At 37.0% G+C, this 14,759-nt stretch carries 14 protein-coding genes; 2 read left to right on the forward strand and 12 right to left on the reverse strand.

The genetic code is table 11. From position 1 onward, the window contains the following. Positions 1-101: 101 nt before the first annotated feature. The 8 genes from HYG86_RS03465 to HYG86_RS03500 form a co-directional block, all read right to left on the reverse strand. Positions 102-1,280: an acetyl-CoA C-acetyltransferase gene (locus HYG86_RS03465; protein WP_213167557.1), complete on the reverse strand. Its 1,179-nt coding sequence runs from the start codon at positions 1,278-1,280 to the stop codon at positions 102-104. A 19-nt stretch (positions 1,281-1,299) separates the two neighbouring features. Beyond that, entirely contained in the window at positions 1,300-2,139 is an 840-nt protein-coding gene (locus HYG86_RS03470) for a 3-hydroxybutyryl-CoA dehydrogenase (protein ID WP_213167558.1), read from the reverse strand. A gap of 20 nt (positions 2,140-2,159) precedes the next feature. Then, on the reverse strand, positions 2,160-2,936 hold the full coding sequence (locus HYG86_RS03475; RefSeq protein ID WP_213167559.1) for an enoyl-CoA hydratase-related protein: 777 nt from the start codon (positions 2,934-2,936) through the stop codon (positions 2,160-2,162). A 1,214-nt stretch (positions 2,937-4,150) separates the two neighbouring features. Further along, positions 4,151-4,900 (reverse strand): DUF4097 family beta strand repeat-containing protein, encoded by a 750-nt coding sequence (locus tag HYG86_RS03480; protein ID WP_213167560.1) that lies wholly within the window; start codon positions 4,898-4,900, stop codon positions 4,151-4,153. Then, entirely contained in the window at positions 4,890-5,495 is a 606-nt protein-coding gene (locus HYG86_RS03485) for an HAAS signaling domain-containing protein (protein WP_213167561.1), read from the reverse strand. Before HYG86_RS03485 ends, HYG86_RS03480 begins: the two co-directional genes overlap by 11 nt. Next, the gene (locus tag HYG86_RS03490) at positions 5,488-5,823 is read right to left on the reverse strand and encodes a PadR family transcriptional regulator (RefSeq protein WP_213167562.1); all 336 of its coding nucleotides are present in this window, start codon (positions 5,821-5,823) and stop codon (positions 5,488-5,490) included. Before HYG86_RS03490 ends, HYG86_RS03485 begins: the two co-directional genes overlap by 8 nt. Positions 5,824-6,856: 1,033 nt before the next feature. Continuing rightward, on the reverse strand, positions 6,857-8,590 hold the full coding sequence (locus tag HYG86_RS03495; protein WP_213167563.1) for a hypothetical protein: 1,734 nt from the start codon (positions 8,588-8,590) through the stop codon (positions 6,857-6,859). After that, positions 8,583-9,662 (reverse strand): ABC transporter permease, encoded by a 1,080-nt coding sequence (locus tag HYG86_RS03500; protein ID WP_213167564.1) that lies wholly within the window; start codon positions 9,660-9,662, stop codon positions 8,583-8,585. Before HYG86_RS03500 ends, HYG86_RS03495 begins: the two co-directional genes overlap by 8 nt. A 239-nt stretch (positions 9,663-9,901) precedes the next feature. Between HYG86_RS03500 and HYG86_RS03505 the strand changes: the two genes are divergently transcribed. Beyond that, positions 9,902-11,221 carry a tetratricopeptide repeat protein gene (locus HYG86_RS03505; protein WP_213167565.1) on the forward strand — a complete coding sequence of 440 codons (1,320 nt, stop codon included), beginning with the start codon at positions 9,902-9,904 and terminating at the stop codon, positions 11,219-11,221. Continuing rightward, positions 11,208-11,345 carry a hypothetical protein gene (locus tag HYG86_RS03510; protein ID WP_213167566.1) on the forward strand — a complete coding sequence of 46 codons (138 nt, stop codon included), beginning with the start codon at positions 11,208-11,210 and terminating at the stop codon, positions 11,343-11,345. Before HYG86_RS03505 ends, HYG86_RS03510 begins: the two co-directional genes overlap by 14 nt. A gap of 61 nt (positions 11,346-11,406) precedes the next feature. Here the strand turns inward: HYG86_RS03510 and HYG86_RS03515 are convergent, their stop codons facing one another. From HYG86_RS03515 to HYG86_RS03530, 4 genes are all read right to left on the reverse strand, one after another. Beyond that, complete coding sequence (locus tag HYG86_RS03515; protein WP_246451875.1) at positions 11,407-12,528, reverse strand: sodium ion-translocating decarboxylase subunit beta; 1,122 nt, start codon at positions 12,526-12,528, stop codon at positions 11,407-11,409. Between the two features lie 15 nt (positions 12,529-12,543). Beyond that, positions 12,544-12,915 carry a biotin/lipoyl-containing protein gene (locus HYG86_RS03520; protein WP_213167567.1) on the reverse strand — a complete coding sequence of 124 codons (372 nt, stop codon included), beginning with the start codon at positions 12,913-12,915 and terminating at the stop codon, positions 12,544-12,546. Between the two features lie 19 nt (positions 12,916-12,934). After that, complete coding sequence (locus HYG86_RS03525) at positions 12,935-13,180, reverse strand: hypothetical protein (protein ID WP_213167568.1); 246 nt, start codon at positions 13,178-13,180, stop codon at positions 12,935-12,937. A 67-nt stretch (positions 13,181-13,247) separates the two neighbouring features. Then, a complete protein-coding gene (locus tag HYG86_RS03530) occupies positions 13,248-14,759 on the reverse strand; it encodes an acyl-CoA carboxylase subunit beta (protein ID WP_343064187.1) in 1,512 nt (503 codons plus the stop codon).

The following is a 14,759-nucleotide window of genomic DNA, read 5'->3' on the forward strand; positions in this document are numbered from 1 at the left end:
AAGTTTTATTTTTCACTAATTCTTTTCAATTTTTAGAAAACTCCCCAATAACACATCAGACAGCACTCATTTGTGCTGTCTGATTGATCTATTCTTTGTTCCTAACGTTCTACTACCAATGCTATTCCCTGTCCTCCACCTATACACAGTGTGGCAAGACCTGTTTTTGCATCTCTTTTTTCCATCTCGTAAATCAGGGTTGTCAAAACCCTGGCACCAGATGCACCGATTGGGTGACCTAGGGCTATTGCTCCACCATTTACGTTTACCTTCTCAGGATCTAAACCTAAATCTTTAACTACAGCCAGTGACTGTACAGCAAATGCTTCATTTGCCTCAACTAAATCAAGATCTTTCACTGTCAAGCCAACCTTCTCTAAGGCAAGTTTAGTTGCAGGCACTGGTCCATATCCCATAATTTTTGGGTCTAAACCTGCTGAAGCATAGGATTTGATAGTTACCAATGGTTTTAGTCCTAGAGCTGTAGCTTTCTCCTTGGACATAACAATCAACATGGCTGCACCATCATTGATACCAGATGCATTGCCAGCTGTAACTGTACCATCTTTTTTAAATGCAGGCCTTAGCTTAGCTAATTTTTCAAAAGTAATTCCATGCTTTGGATACTCATCTGTGTCCACAACCTTTGGTTCTCCTTTGCGTTGTGGTATAACAACTGGTGCTATCTCATCTGTGAATTTACCTGCCTTTTGCGCTGCTTCAGCCCTGTTTTGACTTAGTGTTGCATACTTATCTTGCTCTTCTTTGGAAATGTTCCATCTCTCAGCAATGTTTTCAGCTGTAATTCCCATATGGTAGTTGTTGAATATATCCGTTAATCCGTCATGAATCATTGTGTCTAATATTTCACCATGCCCCATTTTTTGTCCCCATCTAGCTTTAGGAAGGAAATACGGTGCATTACTCATACTCTCAATTCCACCTGCTAAAATAATCTCAGCATCACCAAGTGCTATAAATTGGGCAGCCATGGTTACTGCTCTTAGTCCAGAACCACATAATTTATTTATGGTCATAGCCGGGGTAGTTTCAGGAATCCCCGCATGTATTGCAACTTGTCTAGCAGGGTTTTGACCTAAACCTGTGGATAGAATATTTCCTATTATAACATCATTTATATCTTCAGGGTATACACCTGCTCTTTCCATAGCAGCTTTGGCAGCAACAACCCCTAGCTGTATGGCTGAAACTTCAGATAGTGCTCCACCGAAATTTCCCACTGGTGTTCTAGCTGCACCTACAATAACTACATCTCTCATTTTCTAACCTCCCTAATTTTTAGTAAGTATAGAAACCTTTTTTAGTTTTTCTACCTAATTGTCCGCCTCTAACCATCTTTCTCAATAGTGGGTGTGGTCTGTATTTGGTATCACCATACTCATTGAAAAGTACTTCCATAACAGCTAAACAAACATCATTACCTACTAAATCAGCTAGAGCCAATGGACCGATTGGGTGGTTTGCACCCAGTTGCATTGCAGCATCAATATCTTCAGCTTTAGCTACACCATCAGCTAACACACCAACTGCTTCGTTAATCATGGGGATAAGAATTCTATTTACCACAAAACCAGGTGCCTCTTCAACCTCCACAGGTGTTTTCCCAATTTCTTTTGTGAGCTCAATTATGGTTGTCTTTGTTTCTTCAGATGTGGCGATACCCTTTATAACTTCCACAAGCTTCATCACAGGAACTGGATTGAAAAAATGCATACCTATCACCTTATCTGGCCTGTTTGTTGATGCAGCAATTTCAGTTATGGAAAGTGAAGATGTGTTTGTTGCAAAAATAGTATCTTCTTTACAAATTCCATCAAGCTCACAGAAGATTTTCTTTTTAATATCCATGTTTTCCACAACTGCTTCTATAACTAGGTCTACATCGCTAAGTAAAGTAATATCAGTTGTTCCAGATATTTTTTCTAAAATATCTACTTTCTTTTCTTGGGTTATTTTTTCCTTTTGAACTAGGCGATCTAGGTTTTTACCTACAGTTGCAATGCCCTTTTGAACAAATTCATCCTTTAAATCCCGTATGATAACTTCGTGTCCAGCTTGTGCCAAAATTTGGGCAACACCTGCCCCCATGGTTCCTGCTCCTAGTACACTAATCTTCATAAATGCTCATCTCCCTTTTTCTAATTCTTAAATTCTGGCTTTCTCTTTTCGGTAAAAGCCGACATACCTTCCTTTTGATCAGAGTTTGCAAAACATAGACCAAAAAGATTTGCTTCTATATCCATGGCAGTATCAATATCAGTTTGCATACCTGTATTTATAGCTTCTTTTGAGTATCTTACGGCTACCTGGCCTTTACTGGTGATCTTATCTGCCATTGCCATTCCTTCCTTTATCAGTTCATCCAAAGTAGTAATTTTATTAACTAACCCTATATTTAAAGCCTCAACTGCGCCGATCATATCACAGGTGAAAATAAGTTCTTTAGCTTTGGCAAGCCCCACTAATCTTGGGAGTCTTTGTGTTCCTCCGAACCCTGGAGTTATACCAAGCCCTACCTCAGGTTGACCAAACTTAGCTTTTTCAGATGCTATCCTGATATCAAAGGACATGGCAAGCTCACAACCCCCACCTAGGGCAAATCCATTAACCAGTGCAATGGTTGGAATAGTTAACTCTTCAATTTTTCTAAATAGCTCCATCCCTTTCTTAGCAAAAGATTTTGCTTCTTCAGGAGTTTTACTACTCATTTCACCAATATCCGCTCCCGCAACAAATGCTTTGCCTTCGCCAGTCAAAAGAAGTACGTAGATATCCTTGTCCTTTTTTACCCCTTCAATAGCTGCATCAAGCTCTGTAAGCACTTGTGAATTCAGTGCATTCATGGCCTGAGGTCTATTAATAGTTATAATACCTATGTTTCCTTCTTTCTTAAATACAATGCTTTCGAAGTTCATGGAATCCCTCCTAAAATTATATAGTTTAATACAAAGCAAAAACCGTGCCATATTTCTCTTTCCCCTATTTTCAGGGTTTGTTGTTTTCACTATTTTATTATTATGTTAAAGTGTTCACTTATTCGGACACTTTAACGTAATATCAAGAAATAAATAATGTGCTAAAACCCGACATGTACAATTTTTGGACAGTTTTCCAGACCATTTATAACCACTATTTTTTATTATCTTAACAAGTGCAAATTCTTTTAACCACTACTTTTCACTAAAATGCTCTACACTATTAAAAGCAAACTTAAGAAATGTTTTTAGTCATCAGCCTATAGCCATTAGAAAGTTCTCGTTTATCTTTTTGTATCCGTGAAAATCAGTGTTAATCCGTGGCTATGAACTTGAATTTGCCTTTGCCTTTTAGATCATATAGATCATATAGATCTGTGGCTAGGGGTTTAAAGAAATTTACCACTACCTTGCACTAAAAAGCTCACACTATAAAAAGCAAACTTTAAAATATTAATTAGCTATCCTTTAGAAAGTTATCTTTTTTTATATCCGTTAAAATCAGTGAAAATCCGTGGCTAAGCCCTTGAATTTGCCCTTGCCCTTAAGATCATATAAATCATGCAGATCTGTGGCTAGGGGTTTAAAGAAATTTACCACTACCTTGCACTATAAAGCTCACACTATAAATAGCAAACTTTAACAATATTAATTAGCTATCCTTTAGAAAGTTATCTTTTTTTTAAATCCGTTAAAATCAGTGAAAATCCGTGGCTAAGCCCTTGAATTTGCCCTTGCCCTTAAGATCATATAGATCATGTAGATCTGTGGCAAAGGGTTTCATGGTTAGTTTTGAAGGTCCGGGCAGGTTCGGAGCCCTGCACCCTACAATATTTTTGTAAATTTCGTGGGTCCCAAGGCTGAAGCCTTGGCTACTATTTTCACAAAATGCCCTACACTATTAAAAGCAAACTATAAAAAATGTCTTTAGCCATCAGCCTATTGCCATTAGAAAGTTCTCGTTTTTTTTGTATCCGTGAAAATCAGTGTTAATCCGTGGCTAAGCCTTTGACTCTACGCCTTTTCCTTTAAGATCACATAGATCATGTAGATCTGTGGCCAAGGTTTATAGAATAATATAATTCCTATAGATCCGTGGCAAAAAAAACAAAACCCACAGGCTTATCTCTGTGGGTTGCTTGTATCTATAACGCCTATCTAATAACTATTTCTCCAGTTCCTACTTTAAGTGTGACTCTAGCTGAACCTTCACCACTATATCCTTTGAAAGATTGGGCTATGAATTTTGAACCTGTTTCTTTAGTATCAAAGTTAGCCCTGTTAGTTATTTCACCAACTCCTGTATTAGCTCGAAGATCTACATCAGCACCATCTGGCAGGTTAAACTGAAGAGCTCCTACACCAACTTCCGCAACCACAGTTCCTTCCACTAAAGACTCAAGATATATCTTCATCTCCCCTACGCCAGCATCTACATCTAAGCTACTGTAAGAACCCAGCTTAAGAACTGATTCCCCTACACCATTTTTAATCTCTAATTTATCACTAAAGCTTCTTGGTAACTTAATATTTAAAGACACAGGTATATTAGAAATGTTTATGTTCGTAAATGAGCCTCTTTCAGAAACCTTTCCTTCTATTTTAATACTATTTCTACCTTCGTTAATATTCAGTACTGATTTCTTATAAGCTTCATAAACAACCTCAATTTCTTCACTGTCCACCAGCTCCACATTAAGCTCACCAACAGAGTTCACAATAGTTATCTTTGTTACATCTCCCAGGTCTATTGTGGCTTCCCTTACTTCACGTCCCCCAAGATTGGAAGGATTAAATGTTACTGTACCTGGGTTTGCCAGTATGATAATTGTACCTATTCCAAATCCCAAAACTACTAATAATACTAAGGATAATATCAACTTTCTACTAAAATTAAACCTCATTAAATTCACCCGCCTTTTTAATTATTGAAATATTGGCCTGAAGGTATTTAAGTGTAAGGTTATATACCCCTTGACCTATTTTTACAAATATAACTGTCATCAATAATCCCAGAGCTGTTGTACCTAATCCAAAGAAAAATAACGCAGCTTTAGGTAGTAGCCCCTCTAAAATGAATGGCACAGTGACCAAACCTATTGTAAATGGCAAAAATGATTGAATTATTAGTACTGTACCCGCAAAGGCAATAGCTATGGATGAAACAAAAAATGCAAAGATACTAGCAACTATACCAATATATATACCAAGTACAAAAACAAGATTGAAAAATCCCAGCCCCACCCCAGCCAAGATAGCCTTCAACAGATTTACTGGCCTTCTATTGGTTTCAGCAGTTTTAACAGCATTTTCATACTTGTACTGTGCGGCTATGGCCTCAGGGTCTCCTAGGCTTGCAGATATTTCTTCCTCTGTTTTTCCATTTTCCAAACCAATTGTAAAATGTTCCTCATAATCATACATAATTTCCTTTAGCGAATCTCCATCTACACCTCTGAGGTTATCCCTAAGCCTAGATAGGAATTGATTCTTATTCATGTTCTTTGTCCCCCTTCAAATCTATATCCAAGATATAGTTAACGTTATTATGAAAATCTTTCCATTGTGATAGTAAGTCTTCATAATAATCTATTCCTTCATCAGTAATTGTATAATATTTTCTAGGTGGTCCTTCATTGGATTCTTTTAGATAAGTACTACAGTAATCTTCCTTTGTTAGCCTCCTCAAAAGTGGGTATATAGTTCCCTCTGATACCTCTATCCCTCGAGAAATTATTTCTACAATTTCGTACCCATAGCAATCCTTTTTATTAAGTAAGGATAGGACACAAATCTCCAATGCTCCTTTTTTAAATTGTGTTATCATCACTTACACCTTCTCTTTCCTGTTCTAACCAAATTGTACTACATTGTACTGTGTTTTGCAAGGTACTGTGTATTACTTTTATATTAACAATTTATTAACTAACTGTTAATAAAAAAAAGCCTTAAACAACAAGGCTCAGCTTCGCAATTTTTTTATCTCCGTCAAAATCAGTGTTTAACCATGGCTAAGTATTTGAACTGCCGCCCTTGCTTCTAAGATCATAAAGATCATGCAGATATGTAGCTAAAGGTCTGATGAATTTTACCACTACCTTGCACTAAAAAGCCCACACTATAAAAAGCAAGCTTAAAAATATTCATAGCTATCCTTTAGAAACTTTCTTTTGCCTTTAAGATCATATAGATCATATAGATCATGTAGATCTGTGGCTAAGTTTTTGGTTTTGCCTTCTAGACGTATATGGCTAAACCAGAATGCTCTTTGTGAAGGCCCGGGCAGGTTCGGAGCCCTGCACCCTACATTATAGTGTTATTTTCGAGGGTCCCAAGGCTGAAGCCTTGGCTACAACGTTGTTAGGAGATACTTCTTGGTGGCCAATAATAAGCTTTTAGTCTCCAATCCCTATCCTATCCGTGAAAATCAGTGAAAATCCGTGGCTAAGATTTTGAACTTTCGCCCTTGCCTTTAAGATCATATAGATCATATAGATCATGTGATCTGTGGCTACGGTTTTGGCTTTGCCTTCTAGACGTATATGGCTAAACCAGAATGCTCTTTGTGAAGGCCCGGGCAGGTTCGGAGCCCTGCACCCTACATTATAGTGTTATTTTCGAGGGTCCCAAGGCTGAAGCCTTGGCTACAACTTTTCAAAAAAATGGTCTACACAATTAAAAGCAAACTTAATAAGTGTCTTTAGTCATCAGCTTATAGCTATGTGAGTTCTCGTTTATCTTTTTAAATCCGTGAAAATCAGTGTTAATCCGTGGCTATGAACTTGAATTTCGCCCTTAGCCCTTAAGATCATGTTGATCATGTAGATCTGTGGCTAAGGGTTTAAATAAAATCTTACCAATTACACCATAAAAGTAGTAGCCATAATAGGATAGTTCAGTAAGAAGTAGTAGCCGAAGAGCCATACCACCATGCCCATAAGTACATTCATTGATGAGCTAGGGGTTAGTTTTGCTAGTTTTAGTATTCCTATGGATACTGCTCCCATGAACAGTCCTGCTCCTAAATGGTATCCTTGGGATATGTCCATTATCACGTGGGAGAGTTCAAGTTTTGGTGCTAGGAGCCATATTACCACAAGTACCATTTGAAACAATGCATAGGGTTTGTCCTGTAAAAGGTATAATAGCCCAATTTTATTCATGGCTGCAAATACTAACAGTATGACTATTATTAGCCCACCATTTTTTATTACTTCCATTACGCTAGTAAGTAACGACATACCTACAAAATATGCAAATTGCCCTATTACACTTTCTTTTGTGTATGGATTAACCCCTAGTTTTAACCAAAGGGAGTTAGGTGCACTTTCTATATTGTTCCTATAGTTTAGGTGATACAGTGAAGATGTCTCTCTATTCAACCAGATGGCGTGGATGTTTCCTTCTTTATCAGATAAAACTTGAGGAAATTTAGTATAGCTCCTATCCCATGTAATCCTTTGTTGGTTGATACTCAGCTCTCCTGCGCTATTTATTTTACTAAAATAACCTTCACCATTTTCGTGTCTATCGTCTTCCCATGCAATATATAAATTATCACTTCCATCTATGTTTATCGTTGGAAAGTGTGAGATGCCCCGCTCATTTGATATAATCCTTTGATCCACCAGTTCACCTGTTGGGCTTACTTTCAAATATCCTACATCCATTACAAAGGGCACCCCCAAGCCTGGTCCCATGGTATGATGTGTATAAACTATATGATGATACCCCTTTGAATCTGTAACCATCAGTGGTGCTATGTCTCCATAGGCATATGTGGTAATTTCCCCCCCATCTCCTATACGATGGGGCGCCGACGCTATTTCTTTATGACTTAGGTTGTTTTCAACATCTATTTCAGCCATGATAAGTGCATCAACTCTTTTGTAGAATATCTTTGTACCTAAGTTATCATCTGTTGAAAATTGGAAATATGGTAGTACAGTGGTCCTTGTTGCTGTGCTACTAAAATCAAGAAAAGATTTGGATTGCAACAATTCCCCTTCTAGTGTCCTTCTTTCATAGAAGGCCAGTGGATTACGATTTGCTATCATTGAAAATACCATGAACAGTTCATGACCATTTGTTTGCAAGTTAACTATAGGTATGGTGGCAAATCTTTCTGCCCCTTCTGTACCTGATAATTTTTGTTCCCGTAACATCTCCCCAGTAAAATCGAAGGTATATAAATATAAATCACTGTTATACTCCTTCGCTCTAGATGTAACTATATATATTTTTTCGTCTAATATAACAAAATCAATGCCTGTTGTTCGGTGATTCTCTACAGTTGTTATAACCTGTCCCATATCCCCAGGTTGACCATAGCTAATTTTATATGTCATGGTTTTTTCTGTTTCTTCCCAAAATCCATGGTAATAAACTCCGTTAATCTCCTTAAATATTGGAGGCAGATTTAGGTTTACACCGTGTATTTGCCCTTGATTTTCAGGCACTGACCAATCAAACCGTTCTAGGTATTGCCATTGATTTTCTGAGTCTTGAGCTAGGACACTCTTTGTGGCTAGGGAAAGCACCATAACAACAACAATAACTAGAGTTGCAGCCAATGAGCTTATAGTTCTACGCATTTTCCTTCACCTCCATAGCTCCCCTTAAAGCTTCACCAATGATATTTACACTTATAATCAGTACGAATATTAATAGCCCAGAAATAGCCACTGTCCAAGGTGCCACCCTTACTACATACCCTTGATATCTTCTAAAGAGGCCTCCCATAACCTGTGCCCATCCACTACCACCAAACCCTAAAAATGCAAGCATTGCATCATACATAAGAACTTGACCTACAAAATTTGAGGTTTGGAGAAGAATGGACGAAATACAGTTTGGCAGCAAGTGTCTAAATATAATCTCAAATTCACTACACCCCGCAGCCTTTGCCTGCTGTACAAATTCTCTCTCCCTTAAGGAGAAAAGCTCTGCCCTTATAATCTTGGCCAAAGTGCATCCACCGAAAATGGAAAACATCCATATCCTTATGTCTGGATGGCGAAAAACCATTAGCACCAGTAAAAACAGCATAATGGGAGCAAAGGCCAGCATGCTTTCAACAATTAACATCAAAATTTTATCCACAAATCCCTTAAAATAACCAGCTATGGTTCCTAGCATTACACCTATTATTACGCTATATAGTGCTGCCAAAAGGGGCGTGTTTAATACATTTCTAGCATTAATAGCCATTATTGTAAGGTTATCATATCCAGATGGGTGTAAGCCAAAGGGGTGTGTTAAAGATGGGGCAAAGCTCATATCCCTAAGCTCCGTATAGCGATATAGAATTTCGTATGGATGTTTCATAAATATTTCTGGTCTATATGCCATAATTGTAAAAATCACCAGGACAAATATTGCAAACCACACCGCTTTATATTTAAAAAATTTTCTAATAAATATCTTTGATTTTCGTTTTAATGTTCCCTGATCAACACCAAAGTTATTTTTCAGTGTCTCTAACACCTTTATTTTTTTCTCTCTTATGTTTTTAATTATTTGGTAAAGGGCTACTAAAACTATCCCACATATAACAGCCACTTCAATATTAGAAATATAGCCTATGACTACCTTTCCTCCGTAAACATAAAAAACTAAAAATGATAAAAGCGTAAGTACATATAGTGCAAATTTTATTACTCCCATGGAATCCCCCCTGTTTATTAGACAACCAAAATAATTCTATAAGTTATTTTTCTATAAATATGTTTAGATTCCTTCATTTAAATATTAAATAACATTAAAAAGAATTTGATGTTTGTTTACTAAGCTGGCAATATATCATAAAAGGTAAATTTTTTTCCTCTTTTTGCAAATATATTATTTTATAATGGTTTTCTTATGATATTATAGTTAGTAAAATAAAGCAAAGAGTAGGGATAAACATGACACTAAGTGTAGGAGAAAATCTATATTATATTAGAAGAAAGTATAAATTAAGACAACACCAAATTGTAGAAGGTACTGTATCTAGGAACCTTATTAGTATGATAGAACATGGTAAGACACCCCTCCTTGAATCTGTTGCCAAAACCATCGCCACTAATATAAATAAGTTGATTAGGGACAAGCATCCCTCAGTATATATCGACTCCGATGATTTACTCAACCCTTCTAGATACCAAGCAAAAAATGTTGCTGATATCTATGCAGCTAAGATAAGAAATGCCATAGCTGAGAAATGGGAGTTAAGTGATTCTACGGTCTTAGAGATGGAAGAATTTTTAAACCTTTGGAATCTAACAGATAAAAAGGTTGCTATTTATGAGCTTTTAGGAGATTTGTATTATTCTTTAAATGATGTAGAGAAAGAGTACCTTTACTATAATAAGGCTTTTGACAATGCTTTAGCTTATAAAGGGATAAAGGAAAAGTACAAAATTGTAGGGAAGTTGATACATAACTGTATAGTTAGTGAGAAGAACCGGGAAGTGATCAGACTTGCATCTTTAATTACTTCTATAGAGAAAGATATTTCTCCCCCTTATCTAAAGTCCATCTACTATAATTCAGCCATAGCTTACAAAAGAGTAAGGGAATTTAACAATTCTATATTGTCATTAGAAAAAGCTAAACACTATACCTCACTAGAAGAAACAAAACTTTTATATGGGATATATCTGTTAGAAGGCAATTGTTATAAAGAGAGAGGAGAATTTGCAAAGGCAATAGAGTGTTACAAAGAAGCTTTGACATTTGACCTAGATGTTGAAAGCAAATGCCATATTTATACTAATATAATTGATATCTACATAAAGGAAGATAAACCCCATGAGTACTATAAATATATAGAAAACGTTTTAAAGTTAGAAAGTACTGAAGAATTCATAACACATACAGGTGTTAAGGTTTACTACATGATGGGTAGCTTCTTTAGAAAACTAAGTGATGTAGTAAAAGCAGAAGAGTATTTTTTAAAAGCAATGGAGCTCATCAAGAAAAAAAACAATAGAAGTCTTCATTTTAAACAAACATTGATAGACCTTTTCGAGCTTTATAATCAAACAGGTGACAATAAAAAACAAATCGGTTTAATTAATAGTGTTAAGGAAATTATTGACTCCGGCCATGTTGAGATAAACTCCGATACTGTTTTACTAATGAAATATGTTCTTTTGCTCTTAGAAAGACAAGATGGTGCCACTGCTAAAGAACTTATTTTAAAAACCATAGATAAGGGAGGTGTTTTGGATGTCCTTTCTTAGAAAAACCCTTGCAACACTACTGGTTTTTGGAGTAGTATTCTCAGTAATTATTGCCCCATTGTCTGGCAGCCCAGATGATCCTGAGGGACACAGACCAGACTACATTGTCACTGAAACTTCTTAGAAAAGATGCCTTTACACAAAAATAATCCAAGGACAGAAATCTGGACTTGGATTATTTTTTATTACCCCAGTAAACTTAACAGTATTCCTGCTGCCACTGCTGACCCTATAACACCAGCCACGTTAGGACCCATGGCATGCATTAATAGGTAGTTTTCTGGGTTGGCTTTTTGACCCACCTGTTGGCTTACCCTAGCGGCCATGGGTACTGCAGATACTCCTGCAGACCCTATAATAGGGTTTATCTGACCTTTTGTTAATTTACACATAATCTTACCCATAATCACACCAAAGGCAGTACCTACAGTAAATGCAACTAGCCCAAGTAAGATAATTTTTAGTGTGTCTATGTTTAAAAACCCTTTGGCTGTGGCAGTCGCTCCCACTGATAGCCCCAAAAAAATTACAACTATGTTATTAAGTTGATTTTCCGCTGTATTTGCAAGCCTTTGGGTTACTCCACTTTCCTTTAAAAGATTCCCAAACATCAAACAGCCCACCAAAGGCAGAGATTGAGGAATTATAAATCCACAAATTAGGGCAACTGTCAGGGGAAATACAATTCGCTCTTGTTTAGACACTTCCCTAAGCTCTTGCATCTTGATTTTTCTTTCTTCTTTACTGGTTAAAAGCTTTATGACAGGAGGTTGTATTATGGGAACCAAAGCCATATAGGAGTATGCAGCTATAGCGATTGAACCGATAAGATGGGGTGCTAAGGCGTTCGTTAGAAATATGGCAGTTGGTCCGTCAGCCCCACCGATTATCCCTATTGCTGCAGCTTCTTTAATATCAAAGCCTAAAAAGATTGAACCAATTAATGTAAAAAATATTCCGAATTGGGCCGCGGCTCCTAAAAACATAGTCTTTGGATTAGCTATCAATGGTCCGAAGTCTGTCATGGCACCTACCCCTATAAATATCAATGGTGGATATATATTTAATCTTACCCCTTGATACAAAATATACAAAAGCCCTGGGCTTTCACCATCGGCCATCAAGTTGCTTAAGGGGAAGTTAGTTAAAAACATTCCAAAGGCAATGGGAAGAAGAAGTAGAGGCTCATATTTTTTATATATGGCCATATACATAAGTAGCAATGATATGATTAGCATGATAATCTCTTTAGAAGAAATATTTAGTAATGCTGTTTGGTTAAAAAAATCCAGTAAATGGTCTAACACATCATCTCCCCCTACCTATTCTTCAAATTCCAAGAGGGGCTGCTTTGTCTTAACAATATCACCTTCCTGTACCAGGACCTTTTTTATGGTTTTGTTGACATTTGCTGTTATTTCATTTTCCATTTTCATGGCCTCTAGAATGAATAACACATCTCCCTTATTTACTTTATCTTGGGGCTTGAATTCCACTTTTAAAATATTTCCTGCCATGGGTGCTGTAACGATGTTTTTGCTAGTATCAACTTCACTATGATTGTTTGATTCAGTGACGGGACTCTCACTGAGCATAGGTTTTTCTTGGTGTTGGCTTTCTACAACAGCCTCATCCATCTCCTCTATTTCCACTATATACTCCTTACTATTAACCTTAACTTTGTATCTTTTCATTTTTACCCCCTCCCTAAAACTAGTTTCTATGAAAATAACTTGCCCAACCTTTAAAATTCCACTTTGGTGATTCTAAGGATTCATTTACATATATTCTATTTACTTGAAAATTATTATGTTTAAGCTGATGGATTAGGGCTGCTGTAATAGCGGCCACCTCTTCACCTTTTTCATCTATATCTATTGGGACTAGCTCCCCATTTGAGATATCTTCATTTTTATTAAGTAGTTTCAGTAAATTTGTCAAAACGTACAGTAGTAGCAAAACACAAAACACTACGAAGAACCCAACTAAACTAATACTAACCGTTTTCGTCAACACATTCACCTACCTACAAAGGGATATTGCCATGTTTTTTGGATGGTTTAGATGTTTGTTTTTTTGCTAAAAGCATTAGGGAGTTTAAAATATAGTCCCTTGTTTCATCAGGATTGATCACTTCATCTACCATCCCTTTAGACGCAGCAACAAAGGGGTTAGCAAATTTATCTATATACTTTTTAAGTAGTTCATCTCTCTTAATTTCTTGTTCTTGTTTATTTAGGTTTTTTAGCTCTTCTTTATATAGTATATTCACTGCTCCCTTTGGTCCCATGACAGCTATTTCTGATTGTGGCCATGCGTACACCATATCTGCCTTCAGAGCTTTACTACCCATTGCCACAAAGGAGCCCCCATAACCCTTGCGAACAACAACAGTTATTTTAGGAATTGTGGCGTCTGCGTAACTATAAAGAACTTTTGCCCCATGTCTTATAATTCCTTGGTGTTCTTGCCCCACACCAGGCAAGTACCCTGGGACATCCACAAAAGTCAAAAGGGGTATGTTAAAGGAGTCTAAAAATCTAACAAATCTTGCTATTTTATCAGAAGAATCTATATCTAGGCAACCAGCCATAAATTTAGGTTGGTTTGCAACTACCCCTACTACATTTCCTTCCATTGTGGCGAATCCTACCACAGCGTTTTTAGCAAATCCCTTATGAATCTCCAAAAAACTTGTATCATCAACAATGGATTCAATTAACTCCACAACATCATAGCCTTGGTTGGGATTTTTGGGGACAACTGCCGATGCTTTTTTTCGTGGCCGTGTAAAACCCATTTTAGCAGGAACTTCTAAATTATTTTGAGGAATATATCTTAGGAGTTTTTTAAGTAGATTTAACGTTGCCCGTTCATTATCTCCTACTAGGTGAGCCACTCCGCTTAAACTACTGTGAACATCGGCCCCCCCTAATTCTTGGAAATTCACTTTTTCCCCTGTCACTGATTTTATAACCTCCGGACCTGTTATAAACATCTGGGATGTATCCCTTGACATAAGAATAAAGTCCGTGATGGCAGGTGAATAGACAGCTCCTCCTGCACATGGACCCATAATAACAGATATTTGTGGTATCACCCCTGAGAATATTGTGTTTCTGTAAAATATTTCTCCATATCCATGCAGAGAGTCCACACCTTCTTGAATCCTTGCTCCGCCGGAGTCGTTTAATCCTATTATGGGGCAACCACTTTGTGCAGCTAGATCCATAACATTACATATTTTCTGTGCGTGCATTTTGCCAAGGGCCCCACCAGATACAGTGAAATCTTGGGCGAAGATATACACCATCTTGCTGTTTATAGTTCCGTACCCTGTTACAACCCCTTCCCCTGGCAATTCACCTAGATCAGGATTTTGGTGTGTCACAAATGTATTTAACTCCACAAAGGATTTTTTGTCTAATAGGAATTCTATTCTTTCCCGTGCTGTCATTTTTCCTTTTTGGTGTTGTTTTTCAATCCTCTTTGGCCCTCCACCTTGATGAATCTTTTCCCTAAGGTCATTTAGATCCAT

The sequence above is a fragment of the Alkalicella caledoniensis genome, assembly GCF_014467015.1.
Lineage (GTDB): Bacteria > Bacillota > Proteinivoracia > Proteinivoracales > Proteinivoracaceae > Alkalicella > Alkalicella caledoniensis.